Origin of the sequence: Ensifer sp. ZNC0028 (assembly GCF_000799055.1) — a bacterium.
Classification (GTDB): Bacteria; Pseudomonadota; Alphaproteobacteria; order Rhizobiales; family Rhizobiaceae; genus Ensifer.
In genome coordinates, this window is record NZ_JTLA01000010.1 from 1 (window position 1) to 17,931 (window position 17,931).

Below are 17,931 nucleotides of genomic sequence, written 5' to 3' on the forward strand. Positions count from 1 at the left end.
ACGAGCCGACGACGGCGCTCGACGTCACCGTGCAGGCGCAGATCCTCAACCTGATCCGCGACCTGCAGCGCGAGCTCGGCATGGCGGTGATCCTGATCACCCACGACCTGACGGTGGTGCGGCAGTTCTCGGACTATGTCTATGTCATGCAATATGGCGAGGTGAAGGAGCACAACACCACGGCTGATCTCTTCGCCAATCCCTTGCATCCCTATACCAAAAGGCTGCTCTCGTCGGAGCCTTCCGGCGCCGCCAAGCCGTTGCCGGACATTGCGCCGATCGTGCTCGAGGGGCGGGACGTGAAGGTCTCCTTCATGCTGAAGAAGGGCGGCCTGTTCCGCTCGCAGTTTTCTGAGTTGGTCGCCGTCGACAGGCTCAGCCTCAACCTGCGCAAGCATGAGACGTTGGGGCTCGTCGGCGAATCCGGCTCCGGCAAGACGACCTTCGGCCAGGCGCTGATCCGCCTTCTCAACGCCGATGGCGGGGAAGTCTACTTCGACGGCATCCCGATCCACGACAAAGACCGTACCCAGATGCGGCCTTTGCGCTCGCGCATCCAGATCGTCTTCCAGGATCCTTTCGCGTCGCTCAACCCGCGCATGTCGATCGGCCAGATCATCGAGGAGGGCCTGGTCGTCAACGGCATCGGCGCGAACCGCAAGGAGCGGCTCGACCGGGTCGTGGACGCGCTCACCGCCGCCGGCATGCCCGGCAACATCCTGTCGCGCTTTCCGCACGAATTCTCCGGTGGTCAGCGCCAGCGCATCGCCATCGCCCGGGCCATCGCACTCGAGCCGGAATTCATCCTGCTCGACGAGCCGACCTCGGCGCTCGATCTTTCTGTCCAGGCCCAGATCATCGAACTCTTGCGCAAGCTGCAGGACGAGCGGGGCCTGAGCTACCTCTTCATTTCCCACGACCTCAAGGTCGTGCGCGCGCTCTGCCACCGGGTGGTGGTGATGCAGCACGGCAAAATCGTCGAGGAAGGGCCGGTGAGCGAAATTCTGTCCAATCCCAAGACCGCCTACACCGAAAGGCTCGTGAGAGCCGCCTTCGATGTGGCAGCATGACCGCTAGAAAGCAGAGGCAATCCATGACCAGACAACCCAAGATCACCTTCATCGGCGCCGGCTCCACCGTCTTCATGAAGAACATCATCGGCGACGTGCTGCAGCGCCCGGCGCTGTCGGCCGCAACGATCGCGCTGATGGATGTCAACCCTGAGCGCCTCGGCGAAAGCGAGATCGTCGCCGGCAAGCTGGTGCGCACGCTCGGCGTCAAGGCCAAGATCGAGACCCACTCGAACCAGAGACAAGCGCTCGAAGGGGCTGATTTCGTCGTCGTCGCCTTCCAGATCGGCGGCTTTGAGCCCTGCACGGTCACCGATTTCGAGGTGCCGAAGAAATACGGCCTGCGCCAGACGATCGCCGACACGCTCGGCGTCGGCGGCATCATGCGGGGCCTGCGAACGGTGCCGCATCTCTGGAAGATCTGCGAGGACATGCTGCAGGTCTGCCCGAACGCGATCCTCTTGCAATACGTCAACCCGATGGCGATCAACACCTGGGCGATCTCGGAGAAGTTCCCGACGATCCGCCAGGTCGGCCTTTGCCATTCGGTCCAGGGCACGGCCTACGAGCTTTCGCGCGATCTCGATATCCCGGTTTCGGAGATCCGCTACCGCGCCGCCGGCATCAACCACATGGCCTTCTTCCTCAAGTTCGAGCACAAACAGGCCGATGGCAGCTTCCGCGATCTCTATCCGGATCTGGTGCGCGGCTACCGCGAAGGCCGCTTCCCGAAGCCCAGCCATTGGAACCCGCGCTGCCCCAACAAGGTGCGGTACGAAATGCTGACGCGGCTCGGTTACTTCGTCACCGAAAGCTCTGAGCACTTCGCCGAGTACACGCCCTATTTCATCAAGGACGGCCGTCCCGACCTGATCGAGAAGTTCGGCATCCCGCTCGACGAGTACCCGAAGCGCTGCGTCGAGCAGATCGAGCGTTGGAAGGGGCAGGCGGCCGCCTTCAAGGAGGCCGAGACGATCGAGGTGGCCGAGAGCCACGAATACGCTTCCTCGATCATGAACTCGGTCTGGACCGGCGAACCCTCCGTCATCTACGGCAACCTCAGGAACAACGGCTGCATCACCTCGCTGCCCGAGAACTGTGCGGCGGAAGTTCCCTGCCTCGTCGATGCGTCCGGGATCCAGCCGACTTTCATTGGTGATCTGCCGCCGCAGCTGACCGCATTGATCCGCACCAACATCAACGTCCAGGAGCTGACGGTTCAGGCGCTGGTGACCGAAAACCGCGAGCATCTCTATCACGCCGCGATGATGGATCCGCACACGGCGGCCGAACTCGACCTCGACCAGATCTGGTCGCTCGTCGACGACCTGCTCATCGCCCATCGCGACTGGATCCCGGAATGGGCGCGGGTGTCGAAAAAGGTCCAAGCAGCCTGATTTTTTCTCCCGGTCAGGCCGCGTCGAGCCCCGGAACTTCATGCCCTCTTCCCCCATGTCCTAGCCGATTCAAGGGAAAGCAGCGTAGGTTCCGGGGCTTGTTCTTTTCAGGCTGTCTTGGCTGCCGACAGCGGCAGCACGATGCGCATGCAGGCGCCGCCGGACGCCGAGCGGGCGACATCGACGTAGCCGCCATGCAGGTGCACGATCTTCTGCACGAGGTTGAGGCCAAGCCCCGCGCCCTTGCCGTCCTTGCGCAGGCGCTGGAACGGCTCGAAGATCCGGTCCGTGTCGCTGCGCGGAATGCCGTCGCCGTCGTCGCAGACATCGATCGCGCCCAGCGGATCCACCTTCACCGTGATGGTGCCACGCCTTCCGCCGTGATCGATGGCGTTCTGCACGAGATTGGTGAGCGCCCGCTCCAGCGACGCCTCGTCGCCGGAAATCATCACGGGTCGTTGATCCGCCTCGAAACTCATCTCGTAGCCGGCGCCGAAGCCGAGCGGCGCGAGCGCGACGATCACCCGCTCGGCAAGGGCTGCGAGATCGACAGGCCCGAATTCGTCGCTCCCGGCGTCGAGCCGTTCGAGGTCGAGAAGCTGGCCCGCCAGAATGGAAAGGCGCGTCACGTCCTCGTTGAGCCGCGTCTTGTCCGGCCCCGGCGGCAGCGAGGCGATGCGGGCGCCAAGGATCGCTACCGGCGTGCGCAGTTCGTGGGCGGCCTGCGCCAGGAAGCGCTTGTGCCTCGTATAGCCGTCGTCGAGCCGCGTCAGCGCATCGTTGACTGCCGTCACCAGTGGCAGGAACTCGTTGGGAACGCCCGTCACCGGCATCTGGATGCCGCGCTGGTCATATTCGATGTGGGCGGCATGCGCCGCCGCGTGCGACAGGCCCGAGAGCATCCTTCTAACGACGATCGGCGTGACCACCACGGTCGCAAAGGCGAGCAGCAGCAGCATCGGCACGAAGATGGTGAGGAAGGCGCCGGTGGTTGTGAGCAACAGACGGCCGAGGGTCAATTGTCCCTCCGTGCCGCTGAAGATCTGGACCATGCCGGCCGGCGACTCGAGCCATTTGACCACCGCCTCCGGGCGCGCGTTCTTGTCGGGGGAGCGCCGGAAGCGGGCGTCGTTCATGCGCTCGAGTCCGGCGACCGCAAAGGCGAATTCTTCCGGCACCGTGCCCTCCGCGAGGCTGTGCCCTTGCTTGTCGCGGACGATGAACCAGATCTTTCCCGCCTGCTGGCGCAGTCGCTGTAGCTCGGGCGTTTCCTGAAGTTCGAGCCCGCCATCGGCTTTGCGGGTGATCGCATCCTTCAAGACGTCGACATTGCCGTTCTCGTAGCCGTCGATGAGATAGCCGGTCACCCAGAGCAGGCCGACCGCAATGGCGATGACGATGAGGATCGCCGCCGTTTCGAACAGCACGAGCCAGCCGACAAGCCGCCATTTGAAGGAATGGGAAGCGCGGACGCTCATTGGTCTTCCCGTAGCAGATAGCCGACGCCGCGGATGCCGTTTATGGTCACGCCGGCGTCCGCGTCTGCCAGCTTGCGGCGCACACGCGAGATATGGGTGTCGAGCGCATTGGACTGGATTTCGTCGTCGAGGCCGAAGACGGCTTCCATCAGGGCGGGGCGCAATACCATGCGCCCCATGCGGCGGGTGAGCGTTTCGAGCACCAGAAGCTCGCGCCGCGGCATCTTCAGCGGTGCGCCGGCCACGCTTGCCTCGCAATGGGCGAGATCGAAGGAGAGACGCCCGACGGTGACGACATCCGATTGCACCGGAACCGGGCGACGGGCCAGCGCCCGCAGCCGCGCCAGCAGTTCCTCGAAGGCGAAGGGCTTGCCGATATAGTCGTCGGCACCGCCATCGAGCCCGGCGACCCGGTCGGCGAGATCGTCGAGCGCCGTCAGCATCAGCACCGGCACGGTGTTGCCGCGCGCCCGTATCACGGGGATGAGCGAGAGCCCGTCGCCATCGGGCAGCTTGCGATCGAGCACGACCACGTCATAGACGGCATCATTCAGGATCAGCGCGGCTTCGGCAAGATCGCGCGCATGATCGGCGATCATCCGGTGATGGCTCAACGCGGCCTTAAGCGCCCCCGCCAGTTCCTTCTCATCTTCGACCAGCAAGACCCGCATGAATGCGCTTTACCCTGTGCAATGTGCCTACGCGCGCGACCTTAGTGCCGCTTCATTGAGGCAACCTGTCATCCCGCCGCAAGGTAATCCCGATCGTTGTCGCCGCACAATCATTCGTTGCGCGCGCCCTGCATGACATGCAGGCTCAATCTTGATCCTTAGGCTGTGCAGCAGTGAAACCCGGAGAACGGGTTTCACGGGCAACGCCAACCCGGATCACGGCGCATGACATTCAGCAAACGGACGTCGCCTACAATCAGACAACGCAGGGAAAGGCCGGCTGGTGATCGCGCGGGCCGCCCGATTGCGCTTGAGCGCGTAAATCGGTTCCTGCGCCACGGTACCCTGGCGCTCGCCTTTGCCGCATCCGGCTGCGCCGGCCCGGACGTGACGCCCACCAACAGGCGACTTGAACTGACGACGGGCGCCGTGCCGCTTGCGCAGTCGACGCCGGATGCGAGCGATACCGGCATCATCCTTGCCTTCTCCGGCGGCGGCGCGCGCTCAGCTGCCTTCGGCTACGGCGTCCTGTCGGCGCTGGCCGAGGCGCCGTCCCCGAGCGGGCGGGGCCGCCGGCTTGCCGACGATGTCGCCGTTGTTGCCGGCGTCTCCGGTGGTGCTGTGCTCGCCTCGTACTTTGCCTTGAACGGCCGAGCGGGCCTTGAGGATTTTCGCAAGCGCTTTCTCGGGCGAGATGTCGAGGCCTCGCTCAGGACGTCGTTTTCACCGCCCAACATTCTGCGCGGCTATCGCGGCGGGGTGAACGATCGCACCGGGTTCCCGGCCTGGCTCGATGCCAACCTTTTCGAGGGCGCGACGCTCGGCAGCCTCGAGCGCCGCCCTGGTCAGCCGCGGCTGGTGATCCACGCGACCGATCTCTACAACCGTACACCGTTCATCTTCGACCGCGCCTCGTTCACCGCCATCTGCAGCAGTTACGACGACTATCCGCTCGCCTATGCGGTCGCGGCCTCGGCCGCTGTTCCGGTCGTTTTCGCGCCGCTGACCCTGCAGAATTTCCGAAGCGGTTGCGAGGCGCTACCCGAGGCGAAAACACCGAAGACAGGGCCTCAGGCGCCGGGCTCGCTGGTTGCGCGCGAATACGCCGATTCCCTCAGGCGCTACGAAACGGCAACGGATCTCAACTATCTGAAGCTCTACGATGGCGGCCTGGTCGATGGCGTCGGAACGCAAAGCCTGTTGCACCTGATGGGCCGGCCTGCCCCGGAGCCCATCCCGGTGGAGCGCGCCTTGCGGCTCAGGCATCTGGTGGTCATCGTCGTCGATGCTTCCACGCGAATTGGCGGGGACCTCTCGAAGACCGTCGACAGCCCCAGGGCTCCCGATGCGATCGTCGCCGCCATCGACGCGATGATCAACATTCCCAATCTCCAGAGCTTCGACGCGCTGCGCGATCAGCTGCCGGCCTGGCGGCAGAAATTCGTGAGATGGCGGTGCGGCAGTGGCGGCGGCAAGCGTGGCTGCGGCGACCTTGATGTCGATATCGTCCGGCTGGCGCTGTCGGATGTCTCCGATCCGGCGCTGGCGCGGCGGATCCTCGGGCTGCACAATCGGCTGAGCCTCAAGGAAAAGGACGTCGATTTTCTTGCGGGTCTCGGCCGTCGCCTGTTGCGCGACCATCCCGGCTATCGGCGGTTCCTCGACCGTATCAACCACGGCGGGCCGAAGGTGGCCCGCGCGGGTTGAGAAGGCGTAAGGTTAGGTCAGAGAAACGAGAGGCGTGCCTGCCGGCTCAGTTCGCCCGGGCCTCCAGCCAGTCGTGCCACTGGTCCTCGCTGCCGTGGAAGACGTTGAGGTCGATCTTGCCATCGACGCCCTGCGAAAGGCCGGAGCCGGAATACTGCCAGAACAGCCATTTGCGGTTCGGGTAGACGACCGACGGGTGCTGGGCGACGGCACGCAGCCAGAACGGATAGTTCTTGAAAGCGCCCTGCAGGTTGTCGGCGTAGAAGTCCGGCGCCGTGTAGATGATCGGACGCTGGCCGTAATGGGCCTCCAGCTTGTCCATGAACACCTGCATCTTTTCGCGCACGCGCTCGGGCGACAGGCGGCGCTTGCAGCTGGATTCGCCGTTATATTCGACGTCGATCACAGGCGGCAGCGCGCCCGGTTCGCGCGGAACGTTGCGGATGAACCAGTCGGCCTGTTCGCCGGCGGTGCGGCACCAGTAGAAGAAGTGATAGGCGCCGCGGCGCATGCCGGCCGCCTTGGCGGCACGCCAGTTCTTCTTGAACATCGGGTCGAGATGGTCGCCACCATCGGTCGCCTTGATGAAGGCGAAATTGGCGCCTTGCGTGCGCAGCTTGGCCCAGTCGATGTCGGCCTGCCAGCGGGAGACGTCGACGCCATGCACGGCCATCTTGCGCGGATTTTTGGCGCGGCCGAAGTTGATCGGCTTGGCGTCGCGGAAACGGTGACCGTAGATGCGCGAGCGGCCCTGCGGCATCGCCTGGGTCACCGGATTTTCCGGGGCGACGAAGGCGACCGGGCGCGCGTCCGGAACAGGCGCGGCGAGCGTTGTCGTCGTCGTGGTGTTTGCCGCGGGCGCGAAGGCTTCCGGTTCCGGAACGGGGCCGGCCCAGGCGAGCATTTCCTGTGGCGGTGCCGATTGGACGTTCTGCGGCGGCGTCACCTGCGCGACCCGTGCACCGACATTGGCGGCGGGCACCGGTGCGGCCGACATAGCGACCGAACTCGTCGTTTCGCGCGAGGGCGGCGCGATCGTGTCCAGGCTGGAACTGGAGGAGCAGCCCGAAATGAGGCCGGCAAAAAGGATTGCGGTCGCAGCTGAAAGACGCATGGGCACCCGTACGCAAAACAAGGTCGACGGCGATCGCCGGCCGACAGGTGTGAAATAGCTAACGGAAGCTTACTCAAAAAGTTTGAATCCAATCTTACCAAGCGAACCCAATTTCACGCACTGGAGGTTGCATCGGGCCGGGCACTTTGACGCAGGCGTGGTGGCGCCTTCAACTGGACGAATGTTCAATGCCGGTGCCTGTCCGTTGCCGGCGGCTGCTGCGGAATTCGAGGTTGCGGGCGATGGTTTGGTCGAGCGCGCCCGACGCGTCGGTGATCATCGTCGGCGAAAAATGCGAACGGAAACCTTCTCCGACCCGGAAGGCTGGCGTGTAGAGCGGCCCGAGGGGCTGCGTCGTCGTCACATAGGTGAGATTTTCGTCGCTGCCTGAGCGCGTCGGCAAGCCGTGGCGATGGAGGACCGAAGGAAGCGCCAGGCGCAGGCTGTTGGCAAGCAGATGGATCATCTGCCGCCCGGAAAGCGAATGGCGGTAGTTGCGGTAGAAGCCCAGGCAATGGCGCAGGATCCTGGCACGGTTGCCGTCGAGCCGCGACAGCTTGCGGGCAAAGAGCGCCACCTCCTCAAGGCCGTCGAGCGGACGGGTCATCAGGGTGAACCCATCCATGTCACGCAGCTTGGCCGAGGGAAGGAAGCGTTCGTCGGCGACGCATTCGTCGAAGAGCGGCGTGCCGAGCAGCGGGATCGTCAGGCTCAGAAACGCCGGCAAAGGCATCGTGGTTTCGCCGGTGATGAAGGAGAGTTCCTCCTGCATCGCCTCGATCGTCTGCGACGACGGGTCGAACATCAGGCCATACTGGAAGGCGACGCCGGCATTGAGGCAGGTCTTGATCGCCTCCAGCTGCGGCACCACCAGGTTCTGCTTCTTCTGGTAGCGTTTCAGCTGCGCTTCGCTCAGTGTCTCGACGCCGCTGAACAGACCGAGACAGCCAGCCGCCCGCACCGCTTCGAGATTTTGTGGATCGCGGTAGAAGTCGCCGGTGACAAGGGCGATCCAGCCCTGAAACAGGCCCTGTCGCCACAGCGAGCGGATCACGTCGAGCTTGGCATGGAAGACGTCCTTGCTGTTGCCGTAGAAGTTGTTGTCGATGAACAGCACGTATTTCTTCGGTGGGGCGTTGCGCAGCTGCGCCTCGATATAGGCGGGGTCGTAGCTGTGGTAGCGCCTGCCTTCGGCGGTCAATGCACAGAAGCTGCACTTGAAATTGCAGTAGCGGCTCGTCTCGACGTAGCTGACCGGACCGCGCCAATTGGCAAGGTCGAAGCGCGGCAGGATCGTCTCGGAGACGGCCCATTCGCCAAACACCTCCCGGATGACCGCCTGCATTTCCTCGACGTCGCCGTCGCAGGCGTAATCGAAGGTCTCGGCGCTCGAAACCGGCAGATTGCGCACGACCGGCCCGCCAGCGACGACGACGCAGCCGGGCGACTTGGTGCGGGCATAGGCCGTCAGGTGCTGCATCCGGTCGAAGGCCGCGGTCACGCCGGTCAGCACCAGCATGTCGAGTTCGGCGAAGGCTGCCTCGTCGACGAGCGGTCCGTCGTGGAACTCGCTATAGGCGCGAATGTCCACGCGGTCGCGGGCAAAGGCGCCCGCCAGGAACAGGTGACCGGTTCCCTGGGGAATGAAGTCGGGGCGGCCCCTGGGGTTTCGGGTTTCGTCGAAATGGGCAAGCACGATCAGGATGCGGGGAGGACTGGTACGGTTCATGCGCGGCTTCCCTGGGATCTGGCAAACTGGACATGCGGCGCCTGGTCGGTTTGACCAAGCGGAAGAACCTCGCACCAGGTGGCCCGGCGCAGAGAAAACATCGTCTCGAACGCCTGGCGCGATTCGGCATCCCGCGGCCCGGCGGCATGCTGCAGGGCGGCGAGCGCCACGGCCGGCATCTCCAGGCGGATCGCTTCCGCGAAGGCATATTGGGTGACGCGCTCGGCGCGGCGTTGCTGGCCGCGGCGCAGGTGCAGGGTCGCTTCGCCGAGTGCCGCCGCTGGCCGGCCGATCGGGTAGACCCGCGCGAAGCGCTCGAGTTTTCGAAGGACAAGCTGAGCTGCCAGCAGGTCGCCGCCATCGGGGTCGCTCGCGACATCGAAGAGACGGGCAAGCGCCGGCAGCGTCCGCGTTTTCATCGCCGGGTTGAGCGTCTCGCACCAGGATAGTGCCCGCTCGAGCCAGCTTGCGGCCTCCGTCGTGTTGCCCCGTCGCCGCGCGGCCTCGCTCAGGAGCGATGCGCCTTCGATCGAATGGACGAGTTCCAGACCGTCGCCCTTTTCGCGCAAGATCTGTTCGAGTTCGTCGAGGTCGGTCTCGATCGCGTTCCACCGGCCAAGCGCTGCATGGCCCCGGAGACGGCCGAGCAGGCCGCAGCCGAGCACCTGCATGTCCCCGCGCCGGCGTCCTTCCTCGCAGATCCGTTGCACGAGGATCTCCCAGGGCGCGATGCCCTCGAAGGCCGAGGTCAGAAGCCACGGACCGGAAATCGTCTCCAGCCCGACCGCCACCTCGCACCAGCGCCTCAGGTCGCCGACCGTCGCCGCATTGTTGAGGCCCGCCTCGAACGCCCGCTTGCCCGCGTGCCAATGACCGATGCCGATCTGGTACATGCCCGACAGAAGGTCGACGCGCACGCGCGTTCCCAACTGGTCGACGCGTTCGGACAATGCCGCCGCCAGCCGGCTGTAGTGTTCGGCCTGGCTGTGCAGCGGGATCACGCCGCAGATGGCGCCGAGGCTCGCGTAATTGGCGGCGGTCGTCGGCGAGACGTATTTGTTTCTCTCGGCAAGGTTCGTCGCTCGCAGCGTCGCATGGATCAGCCGCAGCTTCTCGCTGGTGAAGTAGTAGATCCGCGTCAGGTCCTCATGCGCCTTCGCCGCAAGCAGGAAGGGATCGGACGGCGATCGCGAGATTTCTCGTTTCAGGATCCAGTCCGCGTCGCGGTGGGTGGTGCGGCGCCACACCTGTTCGGCAAGATCGAGCACGAGATGCAGCGCGAGGCCGGCGGAGGTGCGCGGCAGCGGCAGGCCGGAAAGCCGCAGGCCTTCCTCATAGGCATGGCGGGCCGCCTCGGCGCGGCCAAGATTGAGGCTGGCTTCGCCGAGCAGGAAACAGGCGGCCGCCCGTCTGGCCGGTAGAATGGTGATCGAAAGATCGCGCGCCGTCTTGAAGAAGCGTTCGATCAGGTCGACGACGGCGGCGTTGTCGAACTGGCGCAGCCGCAGTTCGGCAACGCGGTCCAGATAGTTGAAGGCCTGCGCGGCGTCGCCGGCGCGCTCCCAGTGGCTGAGCACGCGCGGCAGGTTTTCGGCATTGTCCGGCTGCCCGCCTTCTTCCATCGCCTTGGCGATGGCACGATGCGCTTCATGGCGTTGTTCCGACAGCAGGCTCTCGTAGATCGCCTGGCGGATGACGGCATGGCTGAACATGAACCGGCCCGGGCGGTCGTCGGCGGGCTTGATCAGATGCGCCGCCTGCAGCCGCTCGATGCTCGCCTCGATGTCCAGTGCCGTCTTCCTGATCGGCGGCAGCGCGCCAAGCTCGGCGAGCGAGAAGGTCGCACCCATGGCGCTTGCGATCTTCAGCAGCACCTGCAGCTCCGCCGGAAGCTGGTCGGTCCGGGCAATCACGGTCACCTTGGCGGTGTTGAGCAGGGTCGCATCGTTCGAGCGGGGCTCGGAGAGCAGCGACACTGCTGCGGCAGGCTCGGCCGCCTTGGGCAGCCGGCGCTCGCCGATCATCCGGCAGATCTCGCAGATCAGCAGCGGGTTTCCGGCCGATTGCGCATAGACCGCCTCGCCGAAGCCGTCGGCGGGCGAGTTGCTGCCGATCGAAGCGCGAACGAGCGCGATCGTGCCCTCGAAATCGAGCGGTAAAAGATCGAGCGTCTGGGCGCCGTTATGGTGCAGGCCGGTCCACCGGGTCAGGTCTTCCTGCGTGCGGGTCGTCCGGGTCGACACCACGACCGGTACCGGTGCCGCCCCTGAAACCAGCCGCCCCAGCAACTGGCCGGACGCCTCGTCGAGCCAGTGCACATCTTCAAGCACGACGAAGCCCTGCCCGCCGGCGAGGCTGTCGGTCATGAGCTCGCTCAGCAGTTCGCGCAACCGGTGGGAGCGCCCGTCGCCGGACATGGCCCGCGTCTCCGGCGTGTCCGGCAAGGTGAGGTTGATGGCGTCGTTGAGCAGCGGCGCGAGCGAAGCGAGTTCCGGTCTTTCCGCAAAGAAGAGCCCCACCTGGTCCGTGGCCTCGGCGCCGCGCAGGTCGCCGATGCCGAGCAGGTCGCGGATAACCCCGCGCCAGGCAAAATAGGGCACGTCGCTTTCGATGTCGTCGGCATTGCCGACGAGCACGCGGCTGCCGCGGTCGCGACAGCGTTCCACGAAGGCGCGCAGCAGGGCCGACTTCCCGACGCCGGAATCGCCCTTGACGATCATGATGCCGGACTGCCCCCTGGGCGCGCTGTCGAGATAGGCGGAAAGGGCCGTCATTTCGGCTGCGCGGTTGAGGAGTGCCGGCGACTTGGTGTCGATCGTCGCGACCGTCTCGGCGATCGGCGCGAAGGCGGACACGCCGCCGCGCACACCCGGTATGGCCAGCGACCACGGTCCGGAAAAGGCGATCTGGCTGGCCGTCTCCTTGGCCGTCGCCTGGTCGACGAGGATGCGTCCGGCGGCGACGCTTGCCAGGCGCGCGGCCATGTTCACGGCGGCGCCGACCACCGTGTAGTCCGCGCGGTGGCTGGCGCCAAGCGCGCCGCAGAAGCTCTCGCCGGTGGAAATGCCGGCCGAAAGGCCGATGTCGGGATCGTCGAGTTCGCCTGAGAGACGCAGTGCCGCAACGATCGCGCGACGCGCGTTGTCTGCATGTTTGGGGCCGGGCAGGCCGAAGACCGCGAAGATCTCGAGACTGTTTGCATGGAGAGCCGTATGGAGAATTTCGCCGCCGGTGCGACCGACGACGGCGATCGATCGCGCAACGAGCTGGTTCAGCCGGTCGAGATCTTTCTCGAGGTCCGGGCCGACGATATGCACGAACAGGGCGGTAACGGTTCTCAGGTCCGCCAGCCACTCCGAAAGCGGCGACAGAAGCCGGCCGCGCAGCGAAAGCGGCAGGTAGGTTTCCAGCCGCTTGCTGGCGGCGCCCGAAAGGGTGCGGGGCGGCCTGGTCGCGGTCGAATAGGCGTCGATGCGTTCGAGGCGGGCGGTGCCCTCCCGGCCGGGCGAGCCGGTTGCCCGCTTGCCGATCAGCCGCCACACGGCATCGGAGACGAGAATTTCGCCGGCATCGCTCAAAAGGCCGCAATGGTCCGCCTGCGCCAGGCAGTCGCCGCCGACGATCAGCCAGCGCTGGTCGACGCGGGGAACGAGGTGCAGCAGGGTGATGGTGCCGACGCCGACGGCGATGCGCAGTTGCAGCGCGTCCTCCGGCCCGCCGGGGCCGCCGATCTCTTCACGGATGCGGCCGGCGCAATAGCAGCTGCGCCAGGCGGCCTGCTCCAGTTCGCTGTCGGAGGCAGCCTGCCAGCCGGCAAGCAGGCTGTCGCCGGCAAAGCTCAGCACGGTGCCGCCATGTTCCTCGATATGCCGGACGAGCGGTCCCATGTAGCCGTTGAGCAGCCGGCTTACCCGTTCGGCGCCGGCGGCGCGGTCGCTTTCCGACCATTTGGCGGTCAGCCGGGTAAAACCGGAAATGTCGGCGAACAGCAATGTGCCGGGAAAGTCCTCGCGCGTCGGGCCAGCCGAATCCGTCGCCGCCGGGGCAGACCATCGAACCAGGGCTCCCGACAGGTAACGTTGGAATTCATTCTTGCCGGCGCCACCTACCACGCAAAATTCTCCCCAAGATTTTAGAGTAACATGCCTCCTTTCGCACTTAAAGTCCGCCCGTGTTGACCTACGGGTTTCCAGTAACGGCAAGTAAATATCTGTTCCACGCCGCTTGCGAACGGAGTAATGTTTGCCCGATTGTTCGAGGGGGTCTCGCAACAGGAGGGGACGATGGGGGTCGACTGGGGTGGTCCGGTCGCCGCCGTGACACGCCGCAATGTCTTGCGGCTGTTCTCGGCAGGCGTGATGGCGAATGTGCTTTCCGGGTGCCGACACGACTGGCCACCGGCTGCGGCCTGCGAGCTGCCCTATCCGATCGTCGACGTTCACTGCCATTTCTTCAACGCGGCCGATGTGCCGGTGGAAGGTCTGGTGCGCTATGTGGCGCTGCGGGAAAAGTTGCCGGAAGCGAGGCTCTCCGCCGATCCTCTACAGTCGAAGCGCCTGGAAAACGCCCTGGTGGTCTTTCTCGTGACGGCCCTTGGCGATGTCGCGCCCAAGGCCAAGGTCGAGGACGCCATTCTCAAGAGGCGGATGCCGCGCCCGTCCGACGCCGAGTTCGAGCGGCAGAAGGACGAGCAGTTGCGCACCGCCGTCAAACAACTGGTCGCGCTAGCCGGCGAGCAGAGTGCGTCGTTGACCGCACGAAGCGGTGCCGAAACGCCGGATTATCAGGGCCTGCTGGAACAGATCGGCGGCGCCCCCGGCTTGCGGCAGGGCCTGCAGCGGCGCTCCGGCAGCGTGGAGGAGACGGATGTCGATGCGCTCGCGTCGGCCGCCAAGGCCCACGACCAGATCGGCAACTACCTTTCCTTCGTTCGCCTCATGCAGGACTACCGGGAGAACCTGGCGGAAACCTATGCCCGGATCTTCGCGTCGAAATGCCGGTTCTCCATGATCACGCCGAGCATCCTCGATTTCGAGAAATCGATCGGCGGCAGGGCATCGCCGCAGCGCGACCAGATCGACGTGATGGACGAAATCCAGCAGCTGGTGATCAAGCGGCACGGCATCCACATGCACAGCTTCGTCGGCTTCGATCCGCACCGGGAGGCGCAGAAGCGCGGCTCGTCGCTGGAAAACGTCCGCTACGCGATCATGGAAAAGGGCTTCATCGGCGTGAAGATCTACCCGCCGATGGGCTTCAAGGCCTGGGGCAATGCGGATCCGGCGATCGATGCGGCGCTGAAGCGGCTCTACGACTGGTGCCGCGACAACAGCGTGCCGATCATGGCGCATGCGGAAAACAGCATCGGCGCCGGTTGCGGCTATGGCAATATGGCGAGCCCCGCCTACTGGAAGAAGCTGCTCGATACCAACCGTTACAATGACTTGCGGATCAACCTCGCGCATTTCGGCGCGTTCGATGAAGTCATTCGCCCGGGCGCGCCGACGGGGGTCATGGTGTCCTGCGCGAAAGACAAGTTCTCCGGCCCGCCGACCTGGGAGGACATCATCGGCAGGACGATCGGCCACGGGCGCCGACCGAACCTGTTTGCCGACCTGAGTTACCTCAGCGAACTCGTCACCGACAACACACCCGGGCTGCACGAAAAGATCCGCGTGCTGCTCGACAAATGGCTCAAGGACTACGATCCCGGTGCGCGCCACCTGATGTTCGGCACCGATTGGTCGATGATGGCGCTGGAGAAGGACTACAACGCCTATGTCCCGCGGATCGCCCAGCAGCTGAAAGAGGCCAATGTCAGCGAGGAGGACCAGCAGAACATATTCTGGAAGAACGCCTCCCGTTACCTCGGCCTCGACCGGCCGGGGCCGACCCGCCAGCGGCTCGCCACCTATTGCCGCAAGCGCGGCCTGGATGCCTCCTGGCTCTCGCAGCTGGAGATCGCCTGACCGCGGAGATCGACGCCCGCGGTCCGGCACGTGGCTATCGCCACGGTGCGGTTCTAGCGATCCATTCGCGGGTCCGGCCTTCCGGATCGGCGTTGCGGGTGATGTCCGTCACGACGGCGGCGATGTCGGCGCCGTGCTCGAAGACGCCGGCAATCCGCTCGACGTTGAGACCGCCGATAGCGACCAGTGGCAGGGAGCCGAGGCGCTTCCGCCAGGCGGCAAGACGCGGTAGTCCCTGCGGCGCCCACTTCATCGCCTTGAGGATGGTCGGGTAGACCGGCCCGAGTGCGATGTAGTCCGGGTCGGCCGCCAGCGCCGTCTCCAGTTCCGCCTCGTCATGGGTGCTGAGGCCGAGCTTCAGGCCGGCGGCGCGGATAGCGGCAAGGTCGGCCTCCGCCAGGTCCTCCTGACCGAGATGGACGAAATCGCAGCCTTCGGCGATCGCCAGCTGCCAGTAGTCGTTGACGATGAGCTGGCAGCCCTGCTCGTCGCAAACAGCCTTGGCCGCGCGGATCTCGCGGCGGATCTCCGCTTCCGGACGATCCTTGACGCGCAGCTGTACCAGCTTCACGCCGAGCGGCACCAGCCGCTCGATCCAGGCCGCGCTGTCGACGATAAGGTAGAAGGGGTCGAGTTTCACGCAAACACCGCCTTTCCGATGACGGGGGTGGAGGGAACGGCAAAATCGCGCGGTTCGAGCATGCCCGCCTCGAAGGCCTGCCGCCCGGCATCGATCGCGCCCGCAAATGCTGAGGCCATCAGAGCGGGCCTGGCGGCGCCGGCGACGGCCGTGTTGAGCAGGACGGCGTCGAAGCCGAGTTCCATTACCGTCGTTGCGTGCGAGGGGCGGCCGATGCCGGCATCGACGATGAGCGGCACATCGGGAAAGTTCGCCCGCATTGCCCGGAGCGCCTGGATGTTCTGCGGACCCATGGCGCTGCCGATCGGCGCGCACCAGGGCATCAGCACCTTGCAGCCGGCTTCCAAGAGCCGCTCGGCAACCACCAGATCATCCGTGGTGTAGGGAAAGACCTCGAACCCTTCGGTCGAGAGGATGCGCGCCGCCTCGACCAGCCCGAAGACATCGGGCTGCAGCGTGTCGTGGTGGCCGATCACTTCGAGCTTCAGCCAATTGGTGCCGAAAACCTCGCGTGCCATCTTGGCCGTCAGCACCGCCTCGGATACCGAATGGCAGCCGGCGGTGTTCGGCAGCACGTGCACCCCGAGCGCCCGGATCAGTTCGAAGAAGGCGCCGCCCTGGTGGCCCCCGGCGGTTTCGCGCCGAAGCGAGACCGTGACGATTTCGGTGCCTGAGGATCGCACTGCATCTTCGAGCACGGCGGGGGAGGGATAGCGGGCGGTGCCGAGAAGCAGTCTCGAGCGCAGGTCCTGTCCATAAAGCGTCAGCATGTCTCAGCCTCCTTTCATCGGCGAGAGAATTTCGATGCGGTCCCGGTCGCAAAGCGCATGACCCGAACGGTCGGCCCGGTGCACCAGTTCGCCGTTGACGGCAGTGGCGAGCCAGTCGCCTTCGAAATCGAGGGTGGCCAGAAGCTCGGCGAGGGTGGCGACGGCGAGGTCGTGATCCTCGCCATTGACGGTCAGTCTCATGCGGCATCTCCCTTCAGGTCCTGCGCAAGCGCAAGGTCGGCTGCTTCCGCCGCCACGGCTGGCGAAAGCAGGAAGCCATGGCGGTAAAGTCCGTTGATCGTGATGGTCTGCCCGGCGCGCAGGGCGCGCGGCAGGTTGTCGGCGAAGGCGGGGCGGACGCCGGCGCCGGTCTCGACGAGGCGCGCTTCGCCGAAGGCTGGATGCAGGGCATAGGCGGCGTTCAGCAGTTCCATGAGGGAACGGGCGGTGATCGGTCCGCCGTCATCCGTCTCGATCATCGTCGCCCCGCACATGAAGAGGCCGCCGCCGCGCGGCACGATGTAGAGCGGGATGCGCGGATGAACGAGCCTGACGGGCCGCGACAGCTCCACGTCGCTTGTCTCAAGGTAGAGCATTTCGCCGCGCACGCCGCGCAGGCCGGGCGTGTCACCGATGCGTGCCGCACCTGTGCAGTCGGCGACGAGATCGTGCTGTCCGTTGTCGCTCGTCTCGGTGATGAAGGTGACGCCGCGATCGACAAGCTTCTGCCGCAGCCGGGCGAGCGCCCGGCGCGGGTCGAGATGCGCCTCGCCGGGAAAAAACAACGCCTCGCGGAAACGTCCGGCAAGCGCCGGTTCCAGCCGTTCGATCGCGGCTGTGTCGAGCCATTCGTAGCCGGAGGTGCGCGAGGCGAAGCGCCTGAGTTCGCCGGCGTCCCGTGGCGGGGCGACGACCAGCGTGCCGTTGCGGGAAACTTCGCCTGGCAGGACGTCGTCCCACCAGTCGATGGCGCCGATGCCCTTCGTCAGCACCGCCTCTTCGGCGCTTTCGCGCTCGCACCAGGGCGCCAGCATGCCGCCGGCAAACCAGGAGGCCGCACCGGCAAAACCTGGCTTACGCTCGACGACCGTGACCGCGACACCGCGGGCGCTGAGTTCATGGGCCAGACAGAGCCCTGCGACGCCGGCACCTTTGACGAGGACCCGCATCGCTCAGCGCTCCCGTGCGGCGCGAACGGGCCGTCGTAGGTAACGAAACGGGATGGTGTTGGCGGTGTGCATGCCGAGGCTCCAAAGGTGGAGACCCAGTTCACGAGCGGGGGAGGGGAAGGACGCCTTGCCGATTGATCCGTCACGTGAGCGCGACGTTTGCGGCAACGAATCTGCACCGTCCCTACGCCAGTATGAACTGGATCAGGTTCAACGG

13 protein-coding genes are annotated in these 17,931 nt (G+C 65.5%); 4 read left to right on the top strand and 9 right to left on the bottom strand.

The features are described from left to right. Together L981_RS02985 and L981_RS02990 are read left to right on the top strand one after the other, a co-directional pair. Positions 1 to 1,070: ATP-binding cassette domain-containing protein (locus tag L981_RS02985; protein WP_043611513.1), on the top strand; the 1,070-nt coding region annotated here is incomplete at its 5' end. A gap of 23 nt (positions 1,071 to 1,093) precedes the next feature. Then, positions 1,094 to 2,467 (top strand): alpha-glucosidase/alpha-galactosidase, encoded by a 1,374-nt coding sequence (locus tag L981_RS02990; RefSeq protein WP_043611515.1) that lies wholly within the window; start codon positions 1,094 to 1,096, stop codon positions 2,465 to 2,467. Positions 2,468 to 2,574: 107 nt separating this feature from the next. Here L981_RS02990 and L981_RS02995 read toward each other — a convergent pair whose 3' ends face one another. Both L981_RS02995 and L981_RS03000 read right to left on the bottom strand, forming a co-directional pair. Further along, positions 2,575 to 3,945 (bottom strand): HAMP domain-containing sensor histidine kinase, encoded by a 1,371-nt coding sequence (locus tag L981_RS02995; RefSeq protein ID WP_043611517.1) that lies wholly within the window; start codon positions 3,943 to 3,945, stop codon positions 2,575 to 2,577. Continuing rightward, the gene (locus L981_RS03000; protein WP_043611519.1) at positions 3,942 to 4,616 is read right to left on the bottom strand and encodes a response regulator transcription factor; all 675 of its coding nucleotides are present in this window, start codon (positions 4,614 to 4,616) and stop codon (positions 3,942 to 3,944) included. The genes L981_RS02995 and L981_RS03000 overlap by 4 nt, the downstream gene beginning before the upstream one ends. Positions 4,617 to 4,841: 225 nt before the next feature. Between L981_RS03000 and L981_RS33175 the strand changes: the two genes are divergently transcribed. Next, entirely contained in the window at positions 4,842 to 6,323 is a 1,482-nt protein-coding gene (locus tag L981_RS33175; RefSeq protein ID WP_052201549.1) for a patatin-like phospholipase family protein, read from the top strand. A 46-nt stretch (positions 6,324 to 6,369) separates the two neighbouring features. Here the strand turns inward: L981_RS33175 and L981_RS03010 are convergent, their stop codons facing one another. The 3 genes from L981_RS03010 to L981_RS03020 all read right to left on the bottom strand — a co-directional run bounded on the left by L981_RS03010 (position 6,370) and on the right by L981_RS03020 (position 13,278). Next, positions 6,370 to 7,437, bottom strand: coding sequence for a GH25 family lysozyme (locus L981_RS03010; protein ID WP_043611522.1), 1,068 nt, complete (start codon positions 7,435 to 7,437; stop codon positions 6,370 to 6,372). Positions 7,438 to 7,606: 169 nt separating this feature from the next. After that, a complete protein-coding gene (locus L981_RS03015) occupies positions 7,607 to 9,166 on the bottom strand; it encodes a radical SAM protein (RefSeq protein WP_043611524.1) in 1,560 nt (519 codons plus the stop codon). Then, complete coding sequence (locus tag L981_RS03020) at positions 9,163 to 13,278, bottom strand: AAA family ATPase (protein WP_043611526.1); 4,116 nt, start codon at positions 13,276 to 13,278, stop codon at positions 9,163 to 9,165. Before L981_RS03020 ends, L981_RS03015 begins: the two co-directional genes overlap by 4 nt. Positions 13,279 to 13,449: 171 nt before the next feature. On the opposite strand from L981_RS03020, the gene L981_RS03025 reads away from it, so the two are divergent. Then, complete coding sequence (locus tag L981_RS03025; RefSeq protein WP_043611527.1) at positions 13,450 to 15,135, top strand: amidohydrolase family protein; 1,686 nt, start codon at positions 13,450 to 13,452, stop codon at positions 15,133 to 15,135. Between the two features lie 34 nt (positions 15,136 to 15,169). Here L981_RS03025 and L981_RS03030 read toward each other — a convergent pair whose 3' ends face one another. The 4 genes from L981_RS03030 to thiO are packed head-to-tail and all read right to left on the bottom strand — an operon-like array spanning position 15,170 to position 17,714. Next, positions 15,170 to 15,775: a thiamine phosphate synthase gene (locus L981_RS03030; protein ID WP_043611533.1), complete on the bottom strand. Its 606-nt coding sequence runs from the start codon at positions 15,773 to 15,775 to the stop codon at positions 15,170 to 15,172. Then, entirely contained in the window at positions 15,772 to 16,545 is a 774-nt protein-coding gene (locus L981_RS03035; RefSeq protein ID WP_043611534.1) for a thiazole synthase, read from the bottom strand. The genes L981_RS03030 and L981_RS03035 overlap by 4 nt, the downstream gene beginning before the upstream one ends. Positions 16,546 to 16,548: 3 nt before the next feature. Beyond that, entirely contained in the window at positions 16,549 to 16,746 is a 198-nt protein-coding gene (thiS, locus tag L981_RS03040; RefSeq protein WP_043611536.1) for a sulfur carrier protein ThiS, read from the bottom strand. Continuing rightward, positions 16,743 to 17,714: a glycine oxidase ThiO gene (gene thiO / locus L981_RS03045; protein ID WP_043611539.1), complete on the bottom strand. Its 972-nt coding sequence runs from the start codon at positions 17,712 to 17,714 to the stop codon at positions 16,743 to 16,745. The genes thiS and thiO overlap by 4 nt, the downstream gene beginning before the upstream one ends. Between the last annotated feature and the right edge of the window lie 217 nt (positions 17,715 to 17,931).

Bases quoted from the DNA above. Each gene is read 5' to 3' on its own strand.
- L981_RS03025 (WP_043611527.1), top strand. From the start codon at position 13,450: ATGGGGGTCGACTGGGGTGGTCCGGTCGCCGCCGTGACACGCCGCAAT.
- L981_RS03035 (WP_043611534.1), bottom strand. From the start codon at position 16,545: ATGCTGACGCTTTATGGACAGGACCTGCGCTCGAGACTGCTTCTCGGC.
- thiS (WP_043611536.1), bottom strand. From the start codon at position 16,746: ATGAGACTGACCGTCAATGGCGAGGATCACGACCTCGCCGTCGCCACC.
- L981_RS03010 (WP_043611522.1), bottom strand. From the start codon at position 7,437: ATGCGTCTTTCAGCTGCGACCGCAATCCTTTTTGCCGGCCTCATTTCG.
- thiO (WP_043611539.1), bottom strand. From the start codon at position 17,714: ATGCGGGTCCTCGTCAAAGGTGCCGGCGTCGCAGGGCTCTGTCTGGCC.
- L981_RS03015 (WP_043611524.1), bottom strand. From the start codon at position 9,166: ATGAACCGTACCAGTCCTCCCCGCATCCTGATCGTGCTTGCCCATTTC.
- L981_RS33175 (WP_052201549.1), top strand. From the start codon at position 4,842: ATGACATTCAGCAAACGGACGTCGCCTACAATCAGACAACGCAGGGAA.
- L981_RS02990 (WP_043611515.1), top strand. From the start codon at position 1,094: ATGACCAGACAACCCAAGATCACCTTCATCGGCGCCGGCTCCACCGTC.
- L981_RS02995 (WP_043611517.1), bottom strand. From the start codon at position 3,945: ATGAGCGTCCGCGCTTCCCATTCCTTCAAATGGCGGCTTGTCGGCTGG.
- L981_RS03000 (WP_043611519.1), bottom strand. From the start codon at position 4,616: ATGCGGGTCTTGCTGGTCGAAGATGAGAAGGAACTGGCGGGGGCGCTT.